Origin of the sequence: Thioclava sp. FR2 (assembly GCF_051200875.1) — a bacterium.
Taxonomy (GTDB): domain Bacteria; phylum Pseudomonadota; class Alphaproteobacteria; order Rhodobacterales; family Rhodobacteraceae; genus Pseudotabrizicola.
The window spans coordinates 1,498,866-1,514,324 of sequence record NZ_CP195191.1 but is presented as its reverse complement, the minus strand read 5'-3'; the positions used below and the strand labels follow the sequence as shown (position 1 = coordinate 1,514,324).

The window sequence follows — 15,459 nt, the reverse complement described above, 5'->3', positions numbered from 1 at the left end:
CCTTGAATTCCGGTCAGCTTAGGCCGGGAAGCGGGATGAGGGAAAGACGTGACGATAAAAATGGGTGCGGCAGAGTTGCAGGCCTTTCTTGCCAGCGATTTCGGACAGGTGGCAGAGGACTTCGCAGTGGAGGAGGTGTGCGCCGAGGGGTTGCGGGTCCGCCTGAAGGTGGCCGAGCGGCATCTGCGCCCCGGTGGCACGGTGTCGGGGCCAAGCATGTTCGGGCTGGCCGATGTGGCGATTTACCTGGCCATCCTGTCGCGCCTTGGTCCGGTGGCCTTGGCCGTCACGACCAATGCCAGCATTGATTTCATGCGCAAGCCCGAGGCCGGACGCGACCTGATTGGCGAGGCGCGGTTGTTGAAACTGGGCCGGGTTCTTGCCGTGGGGGACGTTCTGATGTTTTCGGAAGGAAAGACCGAACCTGTGGCCCGTGCCAGCATGACCTATTCGATCCCGCCGAAGTAATCACTTTTTTCTGCTTCCCAATCGTGGCTCTGTCCCGCACACTTCTTACAACCATTGCGGGAAGTTTCGATGCCAAACGAATTCTGGGACTTACTTTTTTCTTTGCCACATTTCTGGCCCGTCAGTGCGATTGTCGTAATTTTCGGTGTCTCATGGTGGGTCTACTGGGCTCTTCTCATAACAGGTCGTACGTACAGGAGGCCGATTTGGGAGGAGGTTCCGGAAGGCTGGCGTGGGCCAGTAATTTTCCTCGGTCTTCTTTGGCTCGGTTTATTCGTCCTAACTGTGTCAGCCTCCTATTGGGGTGTCTGGAAGCTGATCCATCCCGCTAACGTCATCGTTGAAAATTCCGGAACAGGAACCAGTGCCAGCTTGGGTTTTGGTACACTCTTGGCAGCAATGCTCGGTGCACCTTTCGTCATCTGGTGCGCGGTGTTAAAGCACCAGACCGTGCGTTTTCAGAAAGACGGACACATCACAGATCGAATAAATAAAGCCGTGGAGATGCTTGGCGCTGAGAAGACCGTCAAGAAAAAGTCGGATAACGATTCTGGGGCCAGTGAAGAGAGCGCGCCTAACCTTGAAGTCCGCATCGGGGCAATCTTGTCCCTAGAACGCATCGCGCAAGATAGCGTTACCTACGACCGCGGGCGCGATCATGTGCGGGTCATGGAAATACTATGTGGCTACTTGAGAGAAAATTCGCATCGGGAAGCGCCCAAAGAGGTCCCTTCAAATTGCGCGCCGGCCTCAAAGAATAACATTGAAGTTGCGGGGCTGGCAGTTTCAGCAAGGGGGACTTTGACTTGGGCCGAAGCACAAGACTTGCATCGTCCTACATCTGACATTGGAGCCGCCCTGTCGGTCATTATTGGCCGCACACGCACTCAAAACAATTCGAGCATTCTTGGGTCCGGTCGTGCCCAAGTTATGATCCCGTGCGCCCACTACTATTGGAGGCAGACTTTTCAAAAGAGTATCGGGGCTATCGCCTCGACTTGCGTGAAGGAAATTTTCAGGCGGCGGACATTCCGGAAATTGACCTGTCGCTCGCCAGATTGATGAAAGTGAGGTTCGAAGGCGCCAACCTAGAAAGAGCGGTGTTGGATCGCGCATATTTATCTGAGGCAAAGTTGAACGGTGCTAATCTTTCCAAGGCAAGCATCAAATTCGCGCGATTTTGGCAGGCCGATCTTTCAGGAACGGATATGGAAGGAGCCGACCTAACCGGATCTGGACTAAGCCTAATGGTCCCTCAGGTCGTCTATTTATCCCAAAAACAAGCCAATGCATGTTTCGCCGATCTATCAGTGAAATTGCCGACCGGAATATCACGGCCTGCGCACTGGGCGAGTGAAATCTTAGATTACACGTCGTTCTCCAGGTTATTACAGAGATGGCGTGATCAGAGGTCATCTTGATATTCGCGCAGAGATCATAAGCGAAGGAATCTGCCAATGAGTCGTCGATTTCATGCGAAAGCCCGAGGCCGGACGCGACCTGATTGGCGAGGCGCGGCTGTTGAAACTGGGCCGGGTTCTTGCCGTGGGGGACGTTCTGATGTTTTCGGAAGGAAAGACCGAACCTGTGGCCCGCGCCAGCATGACCTATTCGATCCCGCCGAAATAGGCCCGCCGAAATAGGGGCACGGACGTTCCGTTCCGAATGGAGACCAGCGCCCAATGACTTGCGGCGAAGGGCGCTGATCCTCGATTTTGTTCAGCCAGTCATTCGACTTCTTCGGGTTCGTCTTCGTCTTCGTCGATATAGGGTTCGTCTTCCGATAGAAGTCCCGTCGACAGGGACGCCATAAGAGCCGAACCGGGGTCTCCCCCTGCTGCTGACATCGACTCCATCGCCGCGTCATAGGCATCCAGAATCTCGTCCGAGCTTTGGAAGCCTCCGTCAGGGGCAACGATTTCAAACGACTCTTGCAGGTTTCCGTCGCCATCGCGTTCGTAAAACACGATGGATTCGATATTGCCGATCTCGCCGCCGATTTCTTCGAAATAAGAGAGGTAGTTTTCAAAGGTCGGTTCGGTGCCTTCGGGCAGGGACGGAACACCATAGGGATTGTCTTCAGGTTCTTCGGACAGAATGAAGACGCCGCCAAGCGGTGCGCCGTTTTCATCGGTGCCGTAGTCGAAGAACAGCTTGTCGTGCAGAGGATCGTCTTCGGGTTCTTCCGGATCACCCGAAACGCCTTTGATCGAACCTGAATCGGTGGTGGTCGATGTGGCCCGGATGCCGATGAAGTTGATGTCGTCCAGACTGTCGATGTCGAGTTCGACTTTGTAGACCTCGCCTTCGGTCAGATAGCTTGTTTTTCCGGTGCCTTCTGGTCCAAGGCCGGGGTCGCTGATCTTGACTGCATCATCCCATTGAACGGCTTCGCCATCATAAAGGGAACCGGCGCCATTCATGTTCAGAGGACCACCGAGACTTGTGCTGGGCCCAGACATGGTGTCATCCGCCCAGTAGACGGCATTCAAGTCCATCGCGCCTTCGTTCACCTGAATATCGGCGTAAAAGGTGCCGTTTTCTTCGTAGACGGTGATGGTGTAGGAAAGGCCAGCTTCTTGATAAGAAAAGACTTTTGTATGATCGGGCATGGCATTGCTCCTTTCATCTGTGCTTTGCCACAATAAAGGGAATTGTAGTCAACTCGTCACAGGGTCGGATGAGAGCCATCAAAAGGCGTCACCGAGTGAGGAACACTCTCGTATAGGGTTCCCTTACGTAAACTCTGTCAACACAATTGGGCCGTAATTCCGCCACAATCGCAGAAACGCACTGTTGCGAGATTGGGGAAGATGCCGGGATCGCAAGTGGGCTGGCTGGTGCTTGCGACTGGAAAACCTGACGGTTTGGCCTGCCGTTGAAACGCCGATCTGGCGAAAATCTGCGTCAAACTTGGCGGAGGATTGCGACGAACCTGCACGGCGCGGGCCTGCAATGGGTTCCCATGGTCGTCTTGGCCGCCCAATATGCGCCATCCCGCAGAGGAGTGCGGGGAAAAAGTGAAGGCGGGCCTGAGTTCCGCCGACCTAGTGGAGGATTACATGACCTATTTGATGCCGCGCGGCTTTCGCGCGCTGATCGCCTGCACCGCTATTGTAGCAGCACCTGTTGCGGCCCATGCCGAGCAATTCATCAACATCCTGACTGGTGGCACCTCGGGCGTCTATTACCCGATTGGCGTTGGCCTGTCGAAAATCTATGGCGAAAAGATCGAAGGTGCGCGCACGCAGGTGCAATCGACCAAGGCCTCGGTCGAGAACCTGAACCTGCTTCAGCAGGGCAAGGGTGAGTTCGCAATCGCCCTTGGCGATTCAGTCAAATACGCTTGGGAAGGCAATGCCGATGTCGGTTTTGCGGCTCCCTTGGACAAGATCCGTGGCATCGCGGCGGCCTATCCGAATTACATTCAGGTTGCGGCCTCGGCAGACTCGGGCATCACCACGATCGAGGATTTCAAGGGCAAGGCGATTTCGGTTGGTGCTGCAAAATCAGGCACCGAGTTGAACGCCCGCGCCATCATGGGCGCCTTGGGCATGTCTTACGAAGATTTCTCGAAGGTGGAATACCTGCCATTCGCCGAATCGGTTGAACTGATGAAGAACCGCCAACTGGATGCGACGCTGCAATCGGCGGGTCTGGGTGTGGCGTCTATCAAGGACTTGGCCACCTCGGTTCCCACGACCATCGTGTCGATCCCGGCTTCGGTCGCCGAGACACTGGGCGCGCCCTATCTGGCCGCAACCATTCCGGCTGGCACCTATGAAGGGCAGACTGCCGACATCTCGACCTTGGCCGTCGGCAACTTCTTCCTGACCCACGAGGGGGTGGATGAGGAAACCGTCTACCAGATGACCAAGCAGCTGTTTGAAAACCTGCCGGAACTGGTGGCGGCCCATAAGGCGGCAACGGCCATCACACTGGAAGGCGCGCTGAACGGGATGCCCGTTCCGCTGCATCCGGGTGCCGAGCGGTATTACCGCGAAGTTGGCCTGATCAAGTAAGTAAAACCACTCATGGCGTGGGGGCGGGCTGTGATGGCCCGCCCCGTTCTTGATCCGGGGAGGGGACAGGAATGACCGAATTCGCAAAGACCGCCGAGGCGGCGCCAAATCCGCATGATCCGTTGGCCGCAGGCTTTCCGCAGACGCTGGAGGGGCGGGCGCTATTCTGGATCGCTGTCGTGTTTTCGGTGTTCCAGATCCTGACAGCCGCACATCTGGTGGATTTCGCAAGTCAGGTGACGCGGTCTTTCCACGTCGGATTCCTGATGCTTCTGGGCTTTCCGCTGCTGGCGCTGATGAAAGGCGCAAGCGTGCCGTGGCGCGCTGTTGCTTGGGCTGCGGCCTTGGCGGGCGTTACAGTCGCGTTGTATCAATGGTGGGAATATGTGCCGCTGTTGATGCGGGCAGGTGATCCGCTGACGCGGGACATCGTCTTTGGCGTGATCGCCCTGACCCTGACATTTGCGGCGGCTTGGGCGATGATGGGGCCTGCGCTGCCGATCATCGCGGGGACCTTTCTGGCCTATTGCCTGTGGGGCGAATATCTTCCCAGCCCGCTGAACCACCGGGGTTATGACTTTAGCCAGGTGATCGACCACATGGCCTATGGGACCGAAGGGATCTACGGCATCCCGACCTATGTTTCGTCGACCTTCATCTTTCTGTTCATTCTGTTCGGCGCTTTTCTGGAAAAGGCCGGGATGATCAAGCTGTTCACCGATGTTTCGCTTGGCCTTGTGGGTCACAAGATGGGCGGCGCGGCGAAGGTTTCGGTGCTGTCTTCGGGCTTGATGGGTACGATTTCCGGCTCGGGCGTCGCGAATGTGGTGACGACGGGGCAGTTTACCATTCCGCTGATGAAGAAGTTCGGCTACCGGCCTGCCTTTGCCGGAGGGGTCGAGGCGACGGCCTCCATGGGCGGGCAGATCATGCCGCCGGTGATGGGGGCGGTGGCCTTTATCATGGCAGAGACCTTGGGCGTGGAATATGTCGAGATCGTGCAGGCCGCGATCATTCCGGCGATCCTGTATTTTGCCGCCGCTTTCTGGATGGTGCATCTGGAGGCGGGCCGGATGAATCTGCGTGGGCTGACCAAGGCGGAATTGCCGTCACCCATGGCCGCGCTGAAAGAGGGCTGGCATCTGATCCTGCCCTTGGCGGTTTTGGTGTGGCTGCTGTTTTCTGGCTATACGCCGCTTTTTGCAGGAACGGTGGGTTTGGGGCTGACGCTGATGCTGATCCTTGGCGCAAGTGTCGCGCTGGGCCTGCCCGCAGGAGCGATCCGGGTGATTTTCTGGATCGGTCTTGGTCTGGTAGCGGGTGCCTTCCTGCAATGGGGGATCTGGGTTGTCGCCGGGGCGGTTATTGCACTTGTCGCGGTCAACGCCTTTTCAAAAGGCGGACGGGAGACCATTATGATGTGTCGTGACGCTTTGGCGGACGGGGCCAAGACCGCGCTGCCGGTGGGTCTGGCCTGCGCGCTGGTGGGGATCATCATCGGCACCATGACGCTGACCGGGGCCGCGAATACCTTTGGCCAGTTCATTGTGGGCGTGGGCGAGAAAAGCCTGTTCCTGTCGCTGGTGCTGACCATGATCACCTGCATCGTGCTGGGGATGGGGATTCCGACGATCCCGAATTACATCATTACCTCGTCCATCGCGGGGCCTGCCCTGTTGGAACTGGGCGTGCCGCTGATCGTCAGCCATATGTTCGTCTTTTACTTCGGCATTCTGGCTGATTTGACGCCGCCCGTGGCGCTGGCTTGTTTTGCCGCAGCGCCTATTGCCAAGGAACGTGGGCTGACCATCAGCATACAGGCTGTCAAGATCGCGGCGGCCGGCTTTGTGATCCCGTTCATGGCGGTCTATACGCCCGCCTTGATGTTGCAGGATGGCGGGCCGCTGGCCGCATCCTTGGGATATATCCCGGCAGTGATCTACATCGTTCTGAAAACGGTCGTCGCCATTGGCCTTTGGGGTGTGGCCGTCATCGGCTGGTTGGGGTCACCCCTGGCAGTTTGGCAGCGGGGGCTTGCGATGCTGGCGGCCTTTTCTTTGGTTGTGGCGCATCCGATGTCAGACATCGTAGGCTTTGTGCTGGTCGCTGTATTCGCAGCACAGCACGTCTTTTGGAAGCGGGAGGCCCTGTAACGTGAGCGCTGGGGCGTGCCTTATGGTCGGGGCCGTTGCCATGTCGTTGAGTGGCAACGGGTTTTCCTTGCACTGGACCCATTCGGTTGAAAAGATCACATGGTCGGAAAACTGGGTAGTCATGGGGCACGCATTGCAACTTGTCGAGGCCAAGGTCAAAGGATCGGGCGCAGGGATGGAACCCGGAGAGGGCGCTGTATTGCAAGATGGCTGGTGGGTCTGGTCACCGATGACCCGCGTTCCGGAACTGCGCTTGGCTGCCTCGGGTGCCACCGGGGCTGGCTGGACATTGTGCGACGGGACCGCCTGTCACGAGCTGGGGGCTGAACCGGGGGAGGCGCTGATGATTGCGCCCTGCCAGTCATGAAGCTGGTCGATACGGTCATCATCGGTGGTGGCATCGTCGGTCTGGCAACGGCACTGGACTTGATGCATCGCCAGCCGGGAACCAAGGTGCTGCTTCTGGAAAAGGAAAACCATCTGGCCCAGCACCAGACCGGGCGGAATTCCGGTGTCATTCATGCAGGTGTCTATTATGCGCCGGGAAGCCTGAAGGCGCGGTTCTGCCGCGAAGGGGCCGCGGCGACGCGGGCCTTCTGTCTGGAAAACGGCATTCCCTTTCAGGACTGCGGAAAGCTGATCGTCGCCACGGATGAGGCCGAGCTTCCCCGCATGGAGGCGCTATTTGACCGCGCCCGCGCCAATGGCATTGCTATCGAGAAGTTGACCGGCGCAGAAGCGAGGGCGCGAGAGCCGGCTATTGCCGCCGTTGCGGCACTTTGGTCGCCCGCCACCGGTATTGTCGATTACGCTGCTGTTGCCGCCGCGATGGCGAAACGCTTTGCCGAGGCCGGGGGGGAAATCCTTCTGGGTGAAGAGGTGCTGGACGGAAGGGAAGCCGCGTCCGGTGTCACCTTGCGGACAAAAAAGCAGGCGATCACAGCGGGAAAAGCGGTGTTCTGCGCAGGGCTTCATGCCGACCGAATGGCCTGTCGTATGGGCCTTTCCCCGGATTTCCGGATCATCCCTTTTCGCGGTGAGTATTTCCGCATCCTCAACCAGCCGGCAGATCTGGTGCAAACCCTGATCTACCCGGTGCCCGACCCCGAAAGGCCCTTTCTTGGCGTGCATCTGACGCGCAAGATGGGCGGGGGATTCACTGTGGGGCCGAATGCCGTGCTGGCTGCAAAACGCGAAGGCTATGCCAAGACGGACATTTCCGTGGGCGATCTGGCGGAGTCTTTGGCTTGGCCCGGGTTCTGGCGGATGCTGGGCAACAATCTGCGACCTGCGATTTCTGAACTATCTGGGTCATTGTCCCGCGCGGCCTATCTGAAAAAGGTTCAGCGGTATTGCGGGCAAATCTCGCCGGGGGATCTGGACCCGTATCGTGCCGGAGTAAGGGCCCAAGCCGTGCGGCGGAACGGGCAATTGGTGGACGACTTCTTGTTCATGGAGTCCGCCCATATGCTGCATGTCTGCAATGCACCTTCGCCTGCGGCGACCGCGGCCGTTCCGATTGCCGCGCATATCGTTGATCGGCTTTTGGGGGCTGCGTGATGCGACTGCGCGCCGCCATTGGCCCTTTGCTGACGGCCTTGGTTGCGGCGGCCTTGGCGTGGCTTGTGGCCGAACGTTGGTCGATGGCCAACCTGCGTGCGGGCCTCGACCAATCGCTTTTGCTGACCAGTCGCGCGGTCGAGGCCGAGATTGACCGCTTTCGCGCCTTGCCCGATGTCGCGGGTGAAGATGCGCGGGTGCGTGCAGCCCTGCTGGACCCGCGCGCCTTGGACGAGGCCAATCGCTATCTGGAAACTGTCGCGGCCCATGCCGGGGCGTCGGAGTTGTTTCTGATCAATGCCGAAGGCCGCACAATTGCCGCATCGAACTGGAACCGCGAGGGCAGTTTTGTGGGGGAGTATTATAGTTTTCGCCCCTATTTCCGGCAGGCCATGCAAGAGGGGCGCGGGCAGTTTTATGCCATCGGCGTGACGACTGGCGTGCCCGGGTTCTTTTTGTCGACGCGGGTGCAATCAGGCCCGATGCAGGGCGTTTTGGTGGTCAAGGTGGACCTGCGGCCCTTGCAAGAGACATGGCGCACCGCGGGGGCAGAGGTTGCCTTGGTGGATGCGGATGGCGTGATTTTCCTGTCGGGCCGGGAAGACTGGCTTTATCGCCCGCTCGCACCGCTTGCGCCCGAGGTTCTGTCACGGCTTGAAGAAACGCGGGCCTATAACGGAGTGAATCTGCCCGATGCCGCGCCCTTGCTGGCGCAGGCGCCCGTTGGGCCCGATGTTGCCGGGGCTGACTGGATCGCGCGACTGTCTGGCGTTGGTGGGATGAGTTGGCGTCTGATCGCCTCGGCCCCGCAATCGGCGGTGGGCCGGATCGCTGGCGCTTGGGCGCTCGTGGCGGCCTTGCTGACCTTGGCGGCCGCGGCTGTCCTGAAGGCATGGGAGCAGCGACGGCAGATCATTGCGCTTAGGCTAAGTCAATCGGAACGGCTGGAAGGTATGGTCGCCGCCCGCACAGCAGACCTTGCGCGTGAGGTTGAGGCCCGCATCCAGGCCGAGGCCGATTTGAGGGCAGCGCAAGAGCATCTGATCCATACCGAAAAGATGGCGGCACTGGGCCGCATGTCGACGGCGATTGTGCATGAAGTCAGCCAACCTCTGGCCGCGATGGAGGCCACGCTGACCGCCGCCGAACTGGGGCTTGGGGCGGGGCAGGACAAGACCGCGACACGGCTGGCCAGCGCCAAGGGCCAGATCCGCCGGATGCAGCGCACGATCAAACATCTGAAAAGCTTTGGCCGCAAGGAGCCGGGCCTGTCTGAGCGTAGCCTGTTTGACCTGCGTCCCGTGATCGCCTCGGCTTTGGAACTGGTGACGCCGCGTGCGCGGGCGGTTGGCATTGTACCGAACTATACGCCACCCATTGGGCCGTTGATGGTGATGGCAGGGCCGGTGCGGATGGAACAGGTCGCGGTGAACCTGATCCTGAATGCGCTGGATGCGGTCGAGGGTGTCAGTGGTGCGGGCGTTGAGGTCACGCTCGGTCAGTCGGGCGACAGGGTTCAGCTTCGCGTTACCGACACGGGCCATGGCATCGCAGCAGAGGTCTTGCCGCGGGTTGCCGAACCGTTCTTTTCCACCAAGACCGGCGGTGAGGGACTGGGGCTCGGGCTTTCGATCTGCAAAGCCATTCTGGCCGAATTTGGCGGGACGCTGGAGATTAAATCGGTCGAGGGGCAGGGCACGGAAGTAACCGTCTCGCTTCCGCTTGCCGAAGCCGCGCGAGAGGCCGCAGAATGACCGCCAACCTGTTCGTTGTCGAAGATGACGAGGGGCACCTTGCGGCCCTGTGCGATCTGATGGGGGCGGCGGGGCATGAGGTGCAGGGCTTTGCCTCGGCCCAAGCGGCGCTTGCGGCCTTGGACACAGGCGGTGCTGTGCCGGATCTGATGCTGACCGATCTGCGGATGCCGGGGATGGATGGTCTGCAATTGTTGCAGGCGGTCAAGGCGCGACCGGGGGATCTGCCGGTCGTCCTGCTGACAGGACATGGGGATGTGTCCCATGCGGTTCAGGCGATCCGTGCCGGGGCCGATGATTTTCTGGAAAAACCTTATGATGCCGGCCACTTGGTCGCGGTCGTTCAGCGCGCCTTGGCCGCCCGGGCGACACGGGCCGAGGTTGACCGGCTGCAACAGGTTCTGGCGGAAAGAGCCGAGATCACGCTTTTGGGCCAAAGCCGGGCGATCAAAGGGTTTCGATCCCGCATTGCCGCCCTTGCGCCCCTTGATCTGGATGTGCTGATCACGGGCGAGACGGGCACCGGCAAAGAACTGGCGGCCCGTGCGCTTCATGCCGGCTCGAACCGGTCGGACCGACCCTTTGTTGCGGTGAATTGCGCGGCGCTGCCCGAGACCATGGTCGAGACGATCATGTTTGGCCATGCGGCGGGCGCGTTTCCGGGCGCGATTGAGGCAAAGCCCGGCAAGTTGGAAGCCGCCCAGGGCGGGACGCTGCTGCTTGACGAGGTCGAGGCGATGCCGCCTGCCGTGCAGGCCAAATTGCTGCGTGTCCTGCAGGAACGTGCTGTCGAACGACTGGGCGAAAATGGATTGCGCCCGTTGGATTTACGCGTCATTGCCACGTCGAAAACCGATTTGCGGCAAGCGGGAGAGGCGTTTCGTCCTGATCTCTATTTCCGGTTGGCTGGAGCAGAGATTGCGACGCCCACCTTGCGCGAAGCGGCGGAAGATATTCCGTTGATTTTTGCCCATTACGCGCAGCTTGCTGCCCGGCGCTACGGGCGACCCACACCTGATTTGCCATGGGGCTTGGCCCAGCAGTTGAAAAAGCGGCTTTGGCCGGGAAATGTCCGGGAGCTCAAGGCCGCAGCCGAAGCCCATGCGCTGGGTCTTTTTGAAACAAAAGCAGACGATGTCGCGGCGATTCCGGAAGGCACCTTGGCCGAACGCTTGGCCGCGTATGAGGCGCGAGAAATCGCCGCTGTTCTTGACCGCCATCGCGGCAATACGCTCAAGGCTGCCGAAACCTTGGGCCTGCCGCGCCGCACGCTGAATGACAAGATGCGCCGCTATGGGCTGACACAGTAAATCTTGCTCTTCTTGATGCCTTCAGCCTTTATCTTGGTCCAAATTTCCCGGGGGTGAATGGGCTAAAGGCCCAGAGGGGGCAGCGCCCCCTGCCTTGTCGTTCAGGAAACCTCGCGCACGGCTTCCATGGCGACATAGGTCGAGGTGCCGGCAACATGGGGCAGGGCGCTGATCCGTTCCGCCAGCACACGGCGGTAATCCTGAATGTCGCTGGTGCGGACCTTCAACAGATAGTCGAAGCGGCTGGCGATCATATGACATTGCTCGACTTCGGGGATCGACAGGACAGCCCTGTTAAAGGCCTGCAAAGCCGCCTCGCGCGTGTCTGACAGCCGCACCTCGACAAAGGCCACATGTGCCAGCCCCATCTTGATCGGGTCCAGATTGGCACGATACCCGGTGATTACGCCTGTTTCTTCCAGACGTTTCATCCGCGCCTGGGTGGGGCTTTTCGACAGCCCGATGCGCCGGGCCAGTTCCGTTGCGCTGATCCGGCCTTCGGTCGCCAAGATTCGCAGGATTGCATGGTCGAAACGATCAAGCTCTGGCGTTGTATCTGGCATCGCCATCTCCTCAAAATGCAGCCGATTTGGCTGTGTTTTAGCTTACAATCAGGAAATACGACTTTCAATCGCAGGGTATGATGGGGCGAACAGGAGAATGTCCCATGCCCCATGATTCCAGCCCCACTTGGACCACGATCGAAACCGAAAGCCTGCGTGACGAGGCGGTTTTGGTGCAATCACTGATCGCGGAAGCGGACCTGAGCGCAGAGGCGCGAGTCGCGATCACCGAACAGGGGGCCGATCTGGTCAGCCGCATTCGCCGCGCAGCGAAGCCAGGGTTGATGGAAGTCTTTCTGGCCGAATATGGGCTTTCGACCGACGAAGGTATTGCGCTGATGTGTCTGGCCGAGGCGCTGTTGCGCGTGCCTGATGCCGAAACGATGGATGCGCTGATCGAGGACAAGATCGCCCCATCGGATTGGGGTCGCCATCTGGGCCATTCCGCCTCCTCGCTTGTCAATGCCTCGACTTGGGCCCTGATGCTGACCGGCAAGGTGCTTGACGATCGGGAGCCGGGCGTCGTGGGCCATTTACGGGCTGCGGTCAAGCGGCTGGGCGAGCCGGTGATCCGGACCGCCGTGTCGCGGGCGATGAAGGAGATGGGCCGTCAGTTCGTTTTGGGTGAGACCATCGAAAAAGCGATGGACCGGGCGACCGAGCTGGAGGCCAAGGGCTATACCTACAGCTACGACATGCTGGGCGAAGCTGCCCGGACCGAGGCCGATGCCCGGCGCTATCACCTCAGCTATTCCAAGGCGATCACGGCGATTGCGGCAGCGGCCAAGGGGAACGACATCCGCTCGAACCCCGGTATTTCGGTCAAGCTCTCGGCGCTGCATCCGCGCTATGAGGTGGCGAAGCGCGCTCGCGTCATGGAAGAACTGGTGCCCCGTGTGCGGGCGCTGGCGGGCCTTGCGCGGGCAGCGGGTCTTGGCTTCAACATCGACGCCGAAGAGGCCGACCGACTTGCCCTGTCGCTCGAGGTGATCGAAGAGGTTCTGAAAGACCCCGCGCTGAAGGGCTGGGATGGTTTTGGTGTGGTGGTGCAGGCCTATGGTCGCCGCGCCGGCGCGGTGATCGACTGGCTCTATGACCTTTCCGTCCGTCTCAATCGTCGCATCATGATCCGTCTGGTCAAAGGCGCCTATTGGGATGCCGAGGTGAAGCGGGCACAGGTGATGGGCCTGACATCTTTCCCGGTCTTTACCCGCAAAGAAGCGACGGATGTGTCCTATATCGCCAATGCGCGGAAGCTTCTGTCCAAGACCGACCGCATATATCCGCAATTCGCGACCCACAATGCCCATACTGTGGCGGCAGTCCTGAAGATGGCCGAAGATATGGGCGTGGACCGGATGGCTTTTGAATTCCAGCGCCTGCATGGCATGGGAGAACGGCTGCATGATATCGTTCTGACCGACCGTGGCACCCGCTGCCGCATCTATGCGCCTGTCGGGGCCCATCGGGACCTTCTGGCCTATCTGGTGCGGCGTCTGCTGGAGAACGGGGCGAACTCCAGTTTCGTGAACCAGATCGTCGACGAAGAGGTGCCGCCAGCCCGCGTTGCGGCCTGCCCGCTGACAGCGATGGAAAGGCTTTCCTTGCCAAATCCGGCGCTGTCCTCCGGTCCAGAGCTTTTCGGCAAGCGCAAGAACTCTCGCGGTTGGGATTTGACCGATGCCGCGCATCTGGCCCAGATCGAGACGGCACGGGCCGATCATGCGGACCGGGTTTTCGAGGCCGCACCCATGCTTGCGGGCCGCGCGGCAGGGGCCTTGCGTCATGAGGTGAAGAACCCCGCGACGGGCGCACGTGTGGGCTTTGTCACCGATGCCTCGGTGGCGGATGTCGACACGGCGCTGCGTTTGGCCGAACCTTGGGCCGCCGCCCCTGCGGAACGGGCCGAGGTGCTGAACCGGGTGGCCGACCTTTATGAGGCCGAATACGGCGCGATCTTCGCACTGGTTGCACGCGAGGCTGGCAAGACACAGGCCGATGCCGTGGCCGAACTGCGCGAAGCGGTGGATTTCCTGCGCTACTACGCCGAGGGCGCGAAGGCGCTGACCCATCCGGCCCGGGGCGTCTTTGCCTGTATCTCGCCGTGGAACTTCCCCTTGGCCATCTTCACCGGCCAAATCGCGGCGGCGCTTGCGGCTGGAAACGCGGTGGTGGCGAAACCTGCCGAACAAACGCCCCTGATCGCGGCCTTGGCCGTTGGGCTGATGCACAGGGCAGGCGTCCCGGTGACGGCCGTGCAACTGGTTCCCGGCGACGGGGCCGTGGGGGCGATGCTGACGGGCGACGCGCGGGTGGCGGGCGTGGCCTTCACCGGCGGCACGGATACAGCGCTGAAAATCCGCGCCAATATGGTGCAGCATATGGCCCCCGGTGCACCCCTGATCGCGGAAACGGGCGGCTTGAACGCCATGATCGTCGACTCGACCGCGCTGCCGGAACAAGCGGTGCGCGATATCCTCGCCTCCAGCTTCCAGTCGGCCGGCCAACGCTGCTCGGCCTTGCGCTGCCTCTACCTGCAAGAAGACATCGCCCATACCGTCTTGGAAATGCTCTATGGCGCGATGGATGACCTGACCTTGGGCAATCCCTGGCATCTGGAAACCGATGTCGGCCCGGTGATCGACGGGGACGCGCAAGAGATGATCCGCGCCCATGTCGCGGCGGCCCGTACCGAAGGGCGTGTCCTGAAAGAACTTTCCGCGCCCGAGGGGGGCACCTTCGTCGGCCCGACGGTCATTCGCGTGAAAGGGATCGAAGAGATGGGACGCGAGATCTTTGGTCCCGTCCTGCATGTCGCTACCTTCAAGTCGAACCAAATCGGCAAGATCGTGAAAGCGATCAACGCCACTGGCTATGGCCTGACCTTCGGCCTGCACACCCGGATCGACGACCGCGTGCAAGAGGTGGTCGAGACAATCCATGCCGGAAACATCTATGTCAACCGCAACCAGATTGGGGCAGTGGTGGGAAGCCAGCCCTTTGGCGGCGAAGGCATGTCAGGCACCGGACCAAAGGCCGGCGGTCCGCATTACCTTGCCCGCTTTACCCGCAACGCGGGCCCTGTGGTCAGCGGTACGGACGCGACCTTGACAGAGGCCGAGGCTGGAGCGCAACTGAAGGCAAGTCATGCGACACCTGCGCCGCATGTGCTGGATCTGCCCGGCCCAACCGGGGAATCGAACCGCCTCTCGGTTCTGGCCCGCGACCCTGTGCTTTGCCTTGGGCCAAGCCCGGCTGCCGCCCTTGAACAGGCCGAGGCGATCCGGGCGCTGGGCGGTGTCGCGGTGGAGGTTCCGGGGCTGATGCCCGAGACGCTCGGCAAGCTCTCCGGCATCGCTGGCGCGATCTGGTGGGGTGACAGCGATACGGCTCGCGCCCTCGGTCGGGCGCTTGCCAACCGGCCCGGGCCGATCCTGCCGCTCATCACCGACCGCCCGGATCAGGGCCATGCGACGATGGAGCGCCATTGCTGCATTGACACCACGGCTTCGGGAGGGAACGCGCAACTTCTGGCCGAGGTCGCCGGATAAGGCGGAGGCCGCCTCGGGGCCCATCGAGGGCCCGCTCGGCGGCGTTGCCACGGAACAGCCAGCCAGCGAAAGCGCCTG

General features: G+C 60.7%; 12 protein-coding genes and 1 pseudogene. 11 read left to right on the top strand and 2 right to left on the bottom strand.

Annotated features, from left to right (window positions below; genetic code table 11):
- Nucleotides 1-60: 60 nt before the first annotated feature.
- The 4 genes and pseudogenes from ACSBLW_RS07250 to ACSBLW_RS07235 all read left to right on the top strand — a co-directional run.
- Nucleotides 61-468: a PaaI family thioesterase gene (locus ACSBLW_RS07250; protein WP_435260064.1), complete on the top strand. Its 408-nt coding sequence runs from the start codon at nt 61-63 to the stop codon at nt 466-468.
- Nucleotides 469-537: 69 nt separating this feature from the next.
- Nucleotides 538-1,530 (top strand): hypothetical protein, encoded by a 993-nt coding sequence (locus tag ACSBLW_RS07245; protein WP_435260163.1) that lies wholly within the window; start codon nt 538-540, stop codon nt 1,528-1,530.
- Nucleotides 1,422-1,889 carry a pentapeptide repeat-containing protein gene (locus tag ACSBLW_RS07240; protein WP_435260063.1) on the top strand — a complete coding sequence of 156 codons (468 nt, stop codon included), beginning with the start codon at nt 1,422-1,424 and terminating at the stop codon, nt 1,887-1,889. Before ACSBLW_RS07245 ends, ACSBLW_RS07240 begins: the two co-directional genes overlap by 109 nt.
- A 43-nt stretch (nt 1,890-1,932) precedes the next feature.
- Nucleotides 1,933-2,097, top strand: a pseudogene (locus ACSBLW_RS07235) (PaaI family thioesterase); the annotation flags it as partial.
- 98 nt (nt 2,098-2,195) lie between these two features.
- Here the strand turns inward: ACSBLW_RS07235 and ACSBLW_RS07230 are convergent.
- Nucleotides 2,196-3,080 (bottom strand): hypothetical protein, encoded by an 885-nt coding sequence (locus ACSBLW_RS07230; RefSeq protein WP_435259550.1) that lies wholly within the window; start codon nt 3,078-3,080, stop codon nt 2,196-2,198.
- Nucleotides 3,081-3,530: 450 nt separating this feature from the next.
- Between ACSBLW_RS07230 and ACSBLW_RS07225 the strand changes: the two genes are divergently transcribed.
- From ACSBLW_RS07225 to ACSBLW_RS07200, 6 genes are all read left to right on the top strand, one after another.
- Nucleotides 3,531-4,490 (top strand): TAXI family TRAP transporter solute-binding subunit, encoded by a 960-nt coding sequence (locus tag ACSBLW_RS07225; protein WP_435259549.1) that lies wholly within the window; start codon nt 3,531-3,533, stop codon nt 4,488-4,490.
- Nucleotides 4,491-4,561: 71 nt separating this feature from the next.
- Entirely contained in the window at nt 4,562-6,643 is a 2,082-nt protein-coding gene (locus tag ACSBLW_RS07220) for a TRAP transporter permease (RefSeq protein WP_435259548.1), read from the top strand.
- A 1-nt stretch (nt 6,644) separates the two neighbouring features.
- Nucleotides 6,645-7,010 carry a DUF1850 domain-containing protein gene (locus tag ACSBLW_RS07215; RefSeq protein ID WP_435259547.1) on the top strand — a complete coding sequence of 122 codons (366 nt, stop codon included), beginning with the start codon at nt 6,645-6,647 and terminating at the stop codon, nt 7,008-7,010.
- A complete protein-coding gene (gene lhgO, locus ACSBLW_RS07210) occupies nt 7,007-8,203 on the top strand; it encodes an L-2-hydroxyglutarate oxidase (protein ID WP_435259546.1) in 1,197 nt (398 codons plus the stop codon). The genes ACSBLW_RS07215 and lhgO overlap by 4 nt, the downstream gene beginning before the upstream one ends.
- Nucleotides 8,203-9,957: a sensor histidine kinase gene (locus ACSBLW_RS07205; protein ID WP_435259545.1), complete on the top strand. Its 1,755-nt coding sequence runs from the start codon at nt 8,203-8,205 to the stop codon at nt 9,955-9,957. Before lhgO ends, ACSBLW_RS07205 begins: the two co-directional genes overlap by 1 nt.
- Entirely contained in the window at nt 9,954-11,267 is a 1,314-nt protein-coding gene (locus tag ACSBLW_RS07200; RefSeq protein ID WP_435259544.1) for a sigma-54-dependent transcriptional regulator, read from the top strand. Before ACSBLW_RS07205 ends, ACSBLW_RS07200 begins: the two co-directional genes overlap by 4 nt.
- Nucleotides 11,268-11,368: 101 nt before the next feature.
- Here ACSBLW_RS07200 and ACSBLW_RS07195 read toward each other — a convergent pair whose 3' ends face one another.
- Nucleotides 11,369-11,830 carry an Lrp/AsnC family transcriptional regulator gene (locus ACSBLW_RS07195; protein WP_435259543.1) on the bottom strand — a complete coding sequence of 154 codons (462 nt, stop codon included), beginning with the start codon at nt 11,828-11,830 and terminating at the stop codon, nt 11,369-11,371.
- Between the two features lie 104 nt (nt 11,831-11,934).
- Here ACSBLW_RS07195 and putA point away from each other — a divergent pair, with 104 nt between their 5' ends.
- On the top strand, nt 11,935-15,381 hold the full coding sequence (gene putA, locus ACSBLW_RS07190; RefSeq protein WP_435259542.1) for a bifunctional proline dehydrogenase/L-glutamate gamma-semialdehyde dehydrogenase PutA: 3,447 nt from the start codon (nt 11,935-11,937) through the stop codon (nt 15,379-15,381).
- Nucleotides 15,382-15,459: the final 78 nt, after the last annotated feature.

Bases quoted from the DNA above. Each gene is read 5' to 3' on its own strand.
- ACSBLW_RS07220 (WP_435259548.1), top strand. From the start codon at position 4,562: ATGACCGAATTCGCAAAGACCGCCGAGGCGGCGCCAAATCCGCATGAT.
- ACSBLW_RS07200 (WP_435259544.1), top strand. From the start codon at position 9,954: ATGACCGCCAACCTGTTCGTTGTCGAAGATGACGAGGGGCACCTTGCG.
- lhgO (WP_435259546.1), top strand. From the start codon at position 7,007: ATGAAGCTGGTCGATACGGTCATCATCGGTGGTGGCATCGTCGGTCTG.
- ACSBLW_RS07195 (WP_435259543.1), bottom strand. From the start codon at position 11,830: ATGCCAGATACAACGCCAGAGCTTGATCGTTTCGACCATGCAATCCTG.
- ACSBLW_RS07225 (WP_435259549.1), top strand. From the start codon at position 3,531: ATGACCTATTTGATGCCGCGCGGCTTTCGCGCGCTGATCGCCTGCACC.
- ACSBLW_RS07245 (WP_435260163.1), top strand. From the start codon at position 538: ATGCCAAACGAATTCTGGGACTTACTTTTTTCTTTGCCACATTTCTGG.
- ACSBLW_RS07250 (WP_435260064.1), top strand. From the start codon at position 61: ATGGGTGCGGCAGAGTTGCAGGCCTTTCTTGCCAGCGATTTCGGACAG.
- ACSBLW_RS07205 (WP_435259545.1), top strand. From the start codon at position 8,203: ATGCGACTGCGCGCCGCCATTGGCCCTTTGCTGACGGCCTTGGTTGCG.
- ACSBLW_RS07230 (WP_435259550.1), bottom strand. From the start codon at position 3,080: ATGCCCGATCATACAAAAGTCTTTTCTTATCAAGAAGCTGGCCTTTCC.
- putA (WP_435259542.1), top strand. From the start codon at position 11,935: ATGCCCCATGATTCCAGCCCCACTTGGACCACGATCGAAACCGAAAGC.